Source organism: Thalassotalea sp. G20_0 (assembly GCF_017744175.1).
GTDB lineage: Bacteria > Pseudomonadota > Gammaproteobacteria > Pseudomonadales > Endozoicomonadaceae > Endozoicomonas.
The window spans coordinates 1-11,701 of sequence record NZ_JAGHQV010000048.1 but is presented as its reverse complement, the minus strand read 5'-3'; the positions used below and the strand labels follow the sequence as shown (position 1 = coordinate 11,701).

Annotated in this window: 6 protein-coding genes; 5 read left to right on the top strand and 1 reads right to left on the bottom strand. The window is 52.9% G+C overall.

Going from position 1 to position 11,701, the window contains the following annotated elements; translation table 11 throughout:
• Positions 1-265 precede the first annotated feature (265 nt).
• From J7438_RS20815 to J7438_RS20805, 3 genes are all read left to right on the top strand, one after another.
• Entirely contained in the window at positions 266-1,744 is a 1,479-nt protein-coding gene (locus J7438_RS20815) for a hypothetical protein (protein ID WP_209278069.1), read from the top strand.
• Between the two features lie 210 nt (positions 1,745-1,954).
• Positions 1,955-4,870, top strand: a complete 2,916-nt coding sequence (locus J7438_RS20810; RefSeq protein WP_209278068.1) for a hypothetical protein — start codon at positions 1,955-1,957, stop codon at positions 4,868-4,870.
• A gap of 95 nt (positions 4,871-4,965) precedes the next feature.
• The gene (locus tag J7438_RS20805) at positions 4,966-5,403 is read left to right on the top strand and encodes an IS66 family transposase (protein ID WP_209278067.1); all 438 of its coding nucleotides are present in this window, start codon (positions 4,966-4,968) and stop codon (positions 5,401-5,403) included.
• A gap of 355 nt (positions 5,404-5,758) precedes the next feature.
• Here J7438_RS20805 and J7438_RS20800 read toward each other — a convergent pair whose 3' ends face one another.
• Positions 5,759-6,565 carry a hypothetical protein gene (locus J7438_RS20800; protein WP_209278066.1) on the bottom strand — a complete coding sequence of 269 codons (807 nt, stop codon included), beginning with the start codon at positions 6,563-6,565 and terminating at the stop codon, positions 5,759-5,761.
• 1,420 nt (positions 6,566-7,985) lie between these two features.
• Here J7438_RS20800 and J7438_RS20795 point away from each other — a divergent pair.
• A complete protein-coding gene (locus J7438_RS20795) occupies positions 7,986-10,256 on the top strand; it encodes a hypothetical protein (protein WP_209278065.1) in 2,271 nt (756 codons plus the stop codon).
• Between the two features lie 457 nt (positions 10,257-10,713).
• Positions 10,714-11,701: hypothetical protein (locus J7438_RS20790; RefSeq protein ID WP_209278064.1), on the top strand; the 988-nt coding region annotated here is incomplete at its 3' end.

The following is an 11,701-nucleotide window of genomic DNA, read 5'->3' as shown; positions in this document are numbered from 1 at the left end:
AGGTTTTTCTGGGCTTGCCTGAGTTACGCTCAGCAAATCAAAAAGGCTTCCTTTGTGCCTTCGTGTCTTTGTGGTTCAAGGCTTTTATAACTTTTGCAACAAACTCTCCCCCTTGGGAATGCATACCGAACCTTTCCGCAAATGTAGAACCCCATTTTTCCAGTTTTATAAGATTCTTGCGCAATACCCGTTGCGAATAATTCAAACGATTCTTTTTGATGCTTGAGCCTTGTCTATCCTTGCCTCATTTTGCGAGGTAATAACTTTGATATCCCAACCTGCTGTTCAGTCCACAGGCGCACCCATTGCTTCTGGCTCCGTACCCGATAAGCCAACGGAAAATGGCGGGCTATTTGCCGGGTTTTTAAAGGTCGTCGTTTGGGGCGGTCCGATCCTGTTTTTGCGGTCGCTTCATCCCGGTTATATTCCCCCCGGGACGGAGCCGTCGGTGCAACCGGATGAAGGTCCGGCCTTCACTTTTGGCAGCCCCGATGGGCAGGACAGTAGCTTTTTCCAGGGGGTTGAGCTGGGTGCCCGGCTGGTGTCGCCTTATACTGTGCTGCCAGCAGAAATCCGCACGATGCTGGAGGGCATTGTCACCTTTTCCGCAGCGACCCGGCTCAGGTATCTTTTGGGCGCGTTTGGGGCGACGAAAGGTTCGCCACCAGAGCAAAGCCGGGCAGACAGCCCGGTGGATTGCTCCCCAACAAACGACAAAGGCAGGAAAAAAAAGACACCGCAACAAGTACGACAACGGACCAGCCCACCAGCCATCGCCTCCGTCCGGACTAGCCCGCTACCGAAAGCCGCCGTGGCGCTGGGTGCCCTGTCCGGCCTGACCGCTGCGGGTGCACAAGTCGCAACGGCAGAAGAGATTACAACGTCTGCACATACTGCAACTTCCGTTCAAACTACAAAGCCTCCGGTAACATGTGCTTCTGATCAATTCCGCTGTGACAACGGCCAATGTGTTTCTGCCAAATATCGATGCGATTGGCAGTACGACTGTAAAGATTCCTCCGATGAAGAGAACTGCACACGGCCTGAATGTGAAAACTCAGGGCTGTTTTTTTGCGATATCGGCGACTGTATTCGTTACAGTACTAAATGTAATGGCGGTAAAGATTGTGAAAATGGCTGGGATGAAATGAACTGCACACGGTCTGAATGTCATGGACGAGGGCTGTTTTTTTGCGATAGCGCCAAATGTATTTCTGAGGGCGATCAATGTGATGGCTTTGAACATTGTGATGATGGCTCGGATGAGGGGGCGGAGTTATGCAACCCTGTATCTTCCAGCCCTACGCCGCCAATAGTCACGGCCACACCTTCACCGATGACAGAAACGATGGCGACGGCGTCGAACACTACCATGGAAGTTACCGACCTGCCGGGGGGTACCATTGCGCTGCCTGCCAGTGCGGCACCGCTGGCGACTTCCCTGGGTACTGGTGCAATAGCCGCTATCGCCTTGGGGGCTTCTGCCTTTGTGCTGGCAGGTGTATGCATCTATCGTCATTGTTATCGCAGGTCATCCGCTGCCGATGACCCGCAGGAGCTGGTGACCATCAATACTGTGGGTCAGGCACAACAGGCGATTGGTCAACCGATGATAGAAGCCGCCAGGAGTGAGGCAAAAGAGAAGCTTTTCGGTGAAGATACTGGCATATATGAATATGTTGATATTGGTAATTCCAGCAGACTGAGAACTGCTATAGATCATTACAAGGAGTCTAAGGTGTAAACCTTGTACCAGGGGACCCGTCGGCTGACTCATTTTGCAGTCCAGGTCCTATCCCCAGGCTTTTTCCTGTTTTATACGATTTTTGCGCTTTGCCCGTTGCGCATAATTCAAACGGTTCCTTTCACCGCCTGAGTCTTGTCTATCCTTGCCTCAGTTTGCGAGGTAATCACTATGATATCCCAACCTGCTGTTCACTCCACAGGCGCACCCATGGCTTCTGGCTCCGTACCCGATCAGCCAACGGAAAGTGACGGGCTATTTGCCGGGTTCTTAACGGTCGCCCCTTGGCGCGTTCCGATCCTGTTTTTGCGGTCGCTTCATCCCGGTTATATTCCTTCCGGGACGCAGCCGTCGGCACAACCGGATGAAGGTCCTGCCTTCACTTTTGGCAGCCCCGATGGGCAGGACAGCAGCTTTTTCCAGGGGGTTGAGCTGGCGGCCCGGCTGGTGTCGCCTTATACCGTGCTGCCAGCGGAGATCCGCACGATGCTGGAGGGCATTGTCACCTTTTCTGCAGCCACTCGATTCAGGGATCTTTTGGGCGTTTTTGGGGCGACTGAAGGTTCTCCTCCAACGGAAAATCGGGCAGATATTTCGGAGGACGGCTCCCCAACAAACGACAAAGGCAGGAAAAAAAAGAAACCGCAGCAAAAACCACAACGAACCAGCCCACCAGCCACCACCTCCATCGGCACTGGCCAGCTACCGAAAACCGCCGTGGCACTGGGTGCCCTGTCCAGCCTTACCGCTGCGGCGGCTGCCTCCCCATCGGGCAGTAAAACAGAAGTGCCGATTTTGGTGCCGAATGCCACAACCCTGGGCAAGATTGGTGATCCGAAATACCCAAACTACCCACTGAATGGTACTTACCAGCAGACTGCGGATATTAATGTTACCCGCTCGTTCCGCTCCATCGGCAGTAGAAAACGGCCATTTACCGGTGAATACGATGGTAAAAATTATACAATTTCTGGTCTGGACCGCTGCCTTGTGAAAAATCTGAAGGGTAAAGTTCTTCGCCTGCGCTTTATAGATCCAAATATACGGACAAAAGTTAAGACAACTTCGACCGGGGTAGCCGCTTGTAAAATGTCAGACGCCAAAGCCGTGATCAGCAATATTTACGTTAAAGATTTTGTCCTTTTTACCAAGGGTAATAAGGCAAGCGCAGGTATTGCAGTGGGCGAAATTAAGGGAGGAACTGTTAGAAACACGACCGCAGTAAACTGCAAGGTGACAACTTCCGGTTCATCTGTGTATGCCGGTATTGGCGCGGGATATGTGCATAATGGAAAGGTTAGTGGCACGACTGCAGTAAACTGCAAGGTGATAACCTCCAGTAGTGCCGGTATCGGGGTGGGGCGTGTTGATGAAGGAAGCGTTGCCGACACCAGTGCAATGAACTGCACGGTGGAAACGAAGAAACCGAAAACGAACGAATGCAATGCCGGTATCGGAGCGGGGCGTGAGATTTCGTCAAGCGTCGCCAGGACCAGGGCAGTCAACAGCAATGTGACAAGCTCTGGTTCTTACGGTAATGCCGGCATCGGGGTGGGTGCAGGTATCGCTAACGACACCACAGCAATGAACTGCAATGTGACAAGCTCCGGTTCTTACGTTAGTGCCGGTATTGGGGTGGGGAATGGGTACGCTACCGACACCACAGCAATGAACTGCACGGTAACAACCAATGGTGAGGAGGAGAGTAATGCCGGTATCGGGGCGGGGGATGGAGGTACTGCTCGTAACACCATAGCAAAGGACTGCACGGTAGAAACCTACGGTATTAAGGGTAATGCTGGCATCGGGGTGGGGGGCGGTATCGCTGCCGACACCATAGCAATGAACTGCACGGTAAAAACCTACGGTAATTCGAGTAATGTTGGCATCGGGGTGGGTAAGGGGGCTGCAGCCGACACTCTGGCAATTAGCTGCACGGTGGAAAACCACGGTTCTTATGGTGGTAGTGCCGGTATCGGAGTGGGTAGGGGGGCTGCTGTCAATACCAAAGCGATAAACTGCACAGTGGAAACCTCAGGTGTTTCCAGTTTTGCCGGTATCGGGGCGGGGGTCTTTACTCCTCCTGTTGAAACCGACGAACACCATAGAGTTGCTAACACAATGTCATTCAACAGCAAGGTTAAAAACTCCGGTGCTCTTGGTTCTGCCGGTATCGGTTCTGGGTATTTTGGCAATGTTGTCAACACAAAGGCCGTAATTAGCACCGTTGAAAGTAGTCAGGCCGGGTTTGCGAATATCCATGGAGGGCTTAACCCCACTATCTGTGAGGTCCGCGTTAACGATAGACTGGAACGAGACACCATCAGGGATTGCAGTTACTTGCTGGATAATTTCTGTGAAGCTGTTGACCCCCCTCTGGTCAAACCGAATTGCCAGCCCAGTGACTGCTATTTTGAGGCATTAACAGGTGACAGTGTCGCCGGGTTAGAGTTATGTCCTGCTGCTCCGGAAGCCATCCCAACCACTGGCAGCCAAGTCACCGCATCTGCACAAACCTCAACACCAGAAGCAATGACAGCTTCTGCACACACCCTGACTTCCAGCTCAACGCCGCCAACAGTCACCCATCAGATGAGTGAAGTCACCAACGTCTATACCCTGAGTAAAATTGGCACCGACCACGAATCTCCTGAACCGAAAACCATCCCAACCACAACGTCTCCACACACTGCAACTTCCCGCCCAACGCCACCAACAACAGTAGTACCGACCACGCCAGCACCGATGGCGACGGTATCGAACACCACCATAAGCCTCCCGGGGGCCACTATGACACTGCCCACCAGTGCGGCACCGCTGGCGGCTACCCTGAGTACCGGCGCAATAGCCGGTATTGCGGCTGCCGCGTCTTTTGTGTTGGCAGGTGTGGTGGGGGGGTACATCTATCGTCATTGTTGTCGCAGATCATCCCCCGACGTTGCCGGTGGCTTTCAGGAGCTGGTAGCAGTCAATAAAGCGGGTCAGGCACAGGAGGTGGTTGATCAACCGATGATGTTACTTGAGGAACCCAGGGATAAGGGGGGGCACCAGCATGAACACATATATGAAGAGATTGACATTTACAATCCCCGCAGAATGAGAACCGCCAGAGCGCCTGATTATTAATGCAGCCAGAATTATATTGAAACACTTCAGGTAACCATTCGCTAAATCCATTATTCAAGCATCAATAGCCCTGTTCAGCTATCCTTGATTGATGCTTGAAATCACTACGCCTGAATGAACGCATAGCCTCTCAGCGAGATAAAGAACTGGTACGATTACGGCTGGCTGAAAAAGCGGAAAAGGTACTTGAGAGCCTTGTGAACCATTGGGAAGGGCTCTGCCGGTTTATTCAAAATCCGAACATTCCGATGGATAACAATATTGCTGAACAGACGTTGCGAGGTCCCGTGGTTGGCCGGAAAAACTATTACGGCAGCGGGAGCGACTGGAGTATGGAGCTGGCGGCCTGGTTCTTTACGGTGCTGACAAGCCTGAAGATCTGGAGGATCAATCAGAAGCTGTGGTTGAAGGGCTATCTTGAGGCTTGCATTGCTAATGAACGTAAGCCACCAGAAGATTTAAGCCAGTGGCTACCTTGGCAGATGGATGAAAGTCGTCTCAAAGAATTACGAATCCATGACCCACCTGGCTGAAAAAAGTTCATCCAAGTCCGTAGCCATTATAAGGCAGGTATTCCTTACCAGTCTGGTAAGCTGGTTTGCAGGGTTCACTGAATAGTTACTGGGAACTTTTTACTGATTGACTCATCTATCTGTTTTACACGTAAAAATGAGTTAACCATAAAAAGGCCATTTTCATGAATCAAGCAGCATTTTCAAATATTGAGCTTCGTAGTTTCGTAAAGGCTCCACAAAGCGATGCCGAATCGGGTGTGAGGCAGAATAATCGAAGAAGTTGTGGGACCAGGGCGGTTAAATGGATTGTCCGTCACCCTTTTCTGGCAATTGCTGGAGCCATTGGGTTGGTTGGGGTTGCGTCTGGTGGCATTTATGGCTTAACCCTTTTAGGTGCAGCAGCTCCTGTTGCAACGGCGTTGTCGGGCAGAAATGTAACACTCTCAGGTACAGCAGCTTCTGATGTAACGGTGTTGACTCGTCGAAATGTAACCACCGATACCACGACCATCGCAGCAACCACCACCAAAACGCCGACCACTGGAGCAACGACCACCACCGAGGCAACGACCACCAAAGTGCCGACCACCGGAGCAACGACCACCGAGGCAACGACCACCGAGGCAACGACCACCGGAGCAACGACCACCGAGGCAACGACCGCCGAGGCAACGACCGCCGAGGCAATGACCGCCGAGGCAATGACCACCGGAGCAACGACCACCGAGGCAACGACCGCCGAGGCAACGACCACCGGAGCAACGACCACCGAGGCAACGACCACCGGAGCAACGACCACCGAGGTAACGACCACCGGAGCAACGACCACCGAGGCAACGACCACCGGAGCAACGACCACCGAGGTAACGACCACCGGAGCAACGACCACCGAGGCAACGACCCCCGAGGCAATGACCACCGGAGCAACGACCCCCGAGGCAATGACCACCGAGGCAACGACCACCGGAGCAACGACCACCGGAGCAACGACCACCGAGGCAACGACCACCGGAGCAACGACCCCCGAGGCAACGACCACCGGAGCAACGACCCCCGAGGCAACGACCACCGGAGCAACGACCACCGAGGCAACGACCACCGAGTCAACTACCCCCGAGGCAACGACCCCCGAAGCAACAACCACCGAGGCAGCAACGACCCTTAGAATATTGACGACCAACAAGCCGCCCACCACAGTTCCGACCGTTATAGTAGAAACAATTACATGTTCAAAAAACAATAATGTTTCTCCGGTTTGTTGTGGAGATAGATTTAACTCATTCAATAAATATTGGAAAAGCGATCAAAACGGAGGACCTGCATCTCTCTGCAGTTCCTTTATCCGTTTCATTAAAACATCAGGTTGTACCAATAAATCTAAATTAGACAATGGTAGTTATAACCGATTTAATTCAGTGGATGAATTTTGTAAATCCAAAGGGTGGGGTAAGGCTGTTTATGACTGAGCCCGCGTGAAACCGGGGTCGCGTGAAACCGGGGTCGGGTCTTGATTGCGACAGGCGAAGCCTGGGGAATCGGGACCAGGTCTTTAATTATGTATGACAAATGTCGTTTATGCTGTTAATAAAGATATTTGGAGAGTAGACCGTCGAAACTTCCCCGACAGCCCCTTGCAGAACGGTACGTGAACCTCTCGATTCATACCGCTCCCATCGGGCAGGTTAATTTCATACTCGTGAACCAATTCGATAGACAGCTTGCAGCCATGCAGGACAACCTACCAAATTAACTCCATATGAAAGTAACCCTGTTTTCACTATAAACTCCTCCGGTTTATCAGGTTGCTGGCTACACCATAAACAGGCATCCAGACAAGATCCCAATAATTCCGTTGATCCTTATTGAAAACAACCCGACGCTGCCCCTTTGCACCACCTCCATTACAGAGGCTTCATCACCACTACGAGCAGCCCCGTCCCAGTGCATGGCATGGGTACTCAATCCCTTGTGGTTGCAGCCACTTGGGAGTCTCCCTTAGCATCCCGCGACTGGTTCCCGCAGTTCCACAGAAGAGTCCAGCACAGATTCATGCCACCTATACGCCGGACACCACCTGCACAGCATTCGGAATTCACTTGCAGATTTATCCAGGGAGATTATGCGGCCCCCGGTTTTGATGTCAGAAAAAGTCTTTTTCGACGCCTCAACAGTGGTTCGGGTTTACTCATCTCTCTGTACCACACATGCCAGGTCAAGCCTGACTTTTCCTCATCGCTCACGACCACCACTCTTAATGGCAGCCGCATGAGGTAGTTTGAAGCCTGCTTCCGACAGCGGACTTCGGTGGGCCTGGCCTCTTCCATAGCTTCCACGTTCTTCAGGACTTCGTCCTTTGAACTCCTAAAGCCGTGCTACAGCACACGCACAATGAAAGCCCCCAGCTTTTTTGACCCCAGCTGTTTACGCAGTTCGGGACCTGACCCCCCGGCTTTTCTCTGTTTTATAAGATTCTTGCGCATTATCAGTTGCGGATAATTCAAACGGTTCTTTTTGATGCCTCAGCCTTGTCTATCCTTGTCTCATTTTACGAGGTATTAACTTTGATATCCCAACCTGCCGTTCAGTCCACAGGCGCACCCATGGCTTCTGGCTCCGTACCCGATCAGCCAACGGAAAGTGACGGGCTATTTGCCGGGTTCTTAACGGTCGCCTCTTGGCGCGTTCCGATCCTGTTTTTGCGGTCGCTTCATCCCGGTTATATTCCTCCCGGGACGCAGCCATCGGCACAACCGGATGAAGGACCGGCTTTCACTTTTGGCAGCCCCGATGGGAAGGACAGTAGCTTTTTCGAGGGTGTTGCGCTGGCTGCCCGACTGGTGTCGCCTTATACGGTGCTGCCAGCGGAGATCAGCACGATGCTGGAGGGTTTTATTACGCTTTCCTCAGCGGCCCGGCTCAGGGATTTTTTTGGGGCGACTAAAGGTTCGCCACCAGGGCAGAGCCAGGTGGATGGCTCCGCAACAAACGACAAAGGCAGGAGAAAAAAGAAACCGCAGCAAACACCACAACGCACCAGCCCACCGGCCACCGCCTCTGTTGGCATTGGCCAGCTACCGAAAGCCGCCGTGGCACTGGGTGCCCTGTCTGGCCTGACTGCTGCTGCGGCTGCATCCCCATCCGGCAATAAAACCGAAGGGTGGATTGAGGTGCCGAATGCCACGACCTTGGGCAAGATTGGCCGTGATTCGGGCTATCTACTGAGTGGTTATTACTTCCAGACTGCGAATATTGATGGTGGTGAATTACTCCAACCCATTGGCAGCGATGGTCAAGCATTTACCGGTAAATACAATGGTCAGGGATATACCATTGAGAATCTCCGGGACTGCTTTATGAAAAATCTGAAGGGTGAGGTTGATAGCCTGCGTTTCACTGATGCCAATATAAGCTCCAGCTCTGGTCCAACTGCGGTGGTGGCCTGTAAAGTTTCACGCAGTGGGACAGTTAATAATATCCGGGTTGAAAATGCTGATGTTAACAACCGAAGGGATAAAGCGGCAATTATAGGGGGTGAAATCGACGGAAATGTTGCCAATATCACAGCAGTTGATTGCTCTGTCAGCGCTGGAAAGCATGCTGGTATCGGCGGAGGAGCTGTCTTATCAGAGGGAACTCTTGCTAACCTCACAGCAATCAAATGCACGGTGGAAAGCTCCGGTTATTCTTATGATGTCGGTATCGGGGCAGGCCAGGTTTCTGGAAGCATTGCCGACATCACTGCAATTAACTGCAGCGTGACAACGCTCCGTCATGGTGATGCCGGTATCGGGGCGGGGGCAGCTTATACTCGTTATCCTTATCCTGGCGGAGTTGTTTCTAACACCCTCGCTAACACCATAGCGATAAATTGCATAGTGAAAACTTCCGGTAAAGGTGATGCTGGTATTGGCGTGGGGAAAGTTATTGGACGCCAGGCTTACACCGTCGCTAACACCACGGCGATAAATTGCACGGTGGAAACCTCCGGTGATCGTGCTGATGCCGGTATCGGGGCGGGGAGCATTGATGATGGAACCATTGCTAACACCATGGCATTCAACTGCACGGTTAAAACCTCAGGTAAAACTGCAAATGCAGGTATCGGGACAGCAAGGCACGGCACTGTGGTCAACACGAAGGCGGTAAACACCACTGTTGAAAGCAGATATGCCGATGCAAAAATCCGGGGAGGCTCTAACCCCACTATCTGTAATGTTCGCGTTAACGGTACACTGCAACCAGACACCGCCGGGGATTGCCTTTACCTGCTCGATCATTTCTGTGAAGATACTGACCCCCGCCTGTTGAAGCCGAATTGCCAGCCCGGTGACTGTTATTCATGGGCATTAACAAATGACACTTTCACCGGGTTTGCGTCATGTCCTGTTGCCTTGGAAACCATCTCAACTACTCCCAGACAAATCACAACACCAGAAGCAATAACAACTTCTGCACACAGCCCAACGCCGCCAACAGTCACTAACCAGACGGTAGCCAATACCACGCAGGTTAACAGTTCTGCCAGGGGCACAGGTTACTCTTCAGGCGTGGCCGGGGTGCCGTTACCGGCCGCACCGGCACCGAAGGTAGCGAACACCACCATGAACGTTTCCGGCCTGCCGGGGGCCAACATGACGCTGCCCACCACGGCGGCACCGCTGGCGGCTACCCTGAGTACCGGCGCAGCAGCCGGTATCGCCCTGGGGGCTGCGGCCGCCTTTGTGGTGGCAGGGGTGGTGGCAGGGAGGTACATTTATCGTCATTATTGCTGCGGGTCATCCCCTGCCGGTGCCGATGACTCGCAGGAGTTGGTGGCCATCAATACTGTGGGGCAGGCAGAGGAGGGGGAGCCTGGTACACGGTTTCAATGAGTTTGAAGTGTACAATCTCCGCTCAGGATGAACGGAGAGTGAGTTCTAAATGTCGGAATTATTTAAGGACAATTACTTAGGGCATTGGCAGCGAAAAAGGCAGCGATAAAACTACCGGCTCACTCCGCTGTCATCCTTTACAGGGAATACACAGGATCTATCCCAGACGGATGTGGCAGCGCTGACGGTTTGCTCTCCCTGCAAGATGGATCCCATACAATCTCTCTACGAAATGACAGCGGAGTTTTCCTGCTTTATAAGATTCTTGCGTATTACCCATTACCAATAATTCAAACGGTTCCTTTCATCGCCTGTGCCTTGTCTACCCTTGCCCTTATTTTGCGAGGGAATAACGTTGATATCTCGACCTACCGTTCAGTCAACAGACGCAGCCACTGCCTCGGGTTCCATACCGGTTCAGCCAGGGGAGAAATGGGGCGTATGGGCAGGGATGAAGGTGGCTTTCAGGGATGGTTTTATTCCATTTTGGCAGTCCTGGGATCCTGATTATGTACCCCCCAGGATGCAGTCGTCGGCGCAACCGGATAAAGGTCCGGCCTTCACTTTTGGCAGCCCCGGTGGGCAGGACAGTAGCTTGTTCGAGGGTGTTGCGCTGGCTGCCCGACTGGTGTCGCCTTATACGGTGCTGCCAGCGGAGATCGGCACGATGCTGGAGGGTTTTATTACGCTTTCCTCAGCGGCCCGGCTCAGGGATCTTTTCGGCACGACTAAAGGTTCGCCACCAGGGCAGAGCCAGGCAGACAGCCCGGTGGATGGCTCGCCAACAAACGACAAAGTCAGGAAAAAAAAGAAACCACAGCAAACACCACAACGCACCAGCCCACCGGCCACCGCCTCCGTTGGCATTGGCCAGCTACCGAACGCTGCCGTGGCACTGGGTGCCCTGTCTGGCCTGACCGCTGCGGCGGCTTCACCCTCATCCGGCAATAAAACCGAAGTGTGGATTGAGGTGCCGAATGCCACAACCCTGGGCAAGATTGGCCGTGATCAGGACTATCCACTGGATGTCAAGTACCGGCAGACGGCGGATATTGATGGTAGCCAGCTAAACCAGTCCATTGGTAATAAGACCCATCCGTTTACCGGGGAGTACGATGGGCAGTGCCTTACCATCAGCAACCTGTCTGACTGTTTTATTGACACTCTGAAAGGCAGCATCCGTAACCTTCACTTTACTGGTGCCAATATAACTTCCCAGAAGACGACCGGGTTAGCAGCCTGTGTTGTTGATGATACTGGCACAGTCAGTAATATCTGGGCGAAAGATGTTCATATTCTCACCAATGGTGATAAAAATTACGCTGGTATCGGGGGGGGGGAGGTTAAAGGAACGGTTGGCAACACCACGGCGGTGAACAGCAGGGTCGAAACCTCGGGCGAGGATGCAGACGCCGGCATCGGGGGGGGGCTTGTTTCAGGAAAGG

Excerpts from the sequence above, each read along its gene's own strand:
- J7438_RS20795 (WP_209278065.1), top strand. The coding sequence starts at position 7,986 with ATGGCTTCTGGCTCCGTACCCGATCAGCCAACGGAAAGTGACGGGCTA.
- J7438_RS20810 (WP_209278068.1), top strand. The coding sequence starts at position 1,955 with ATGGCTTCTGGCTCCGTACCCGATCAGCCAACGGAAAGTGACGGGCTA.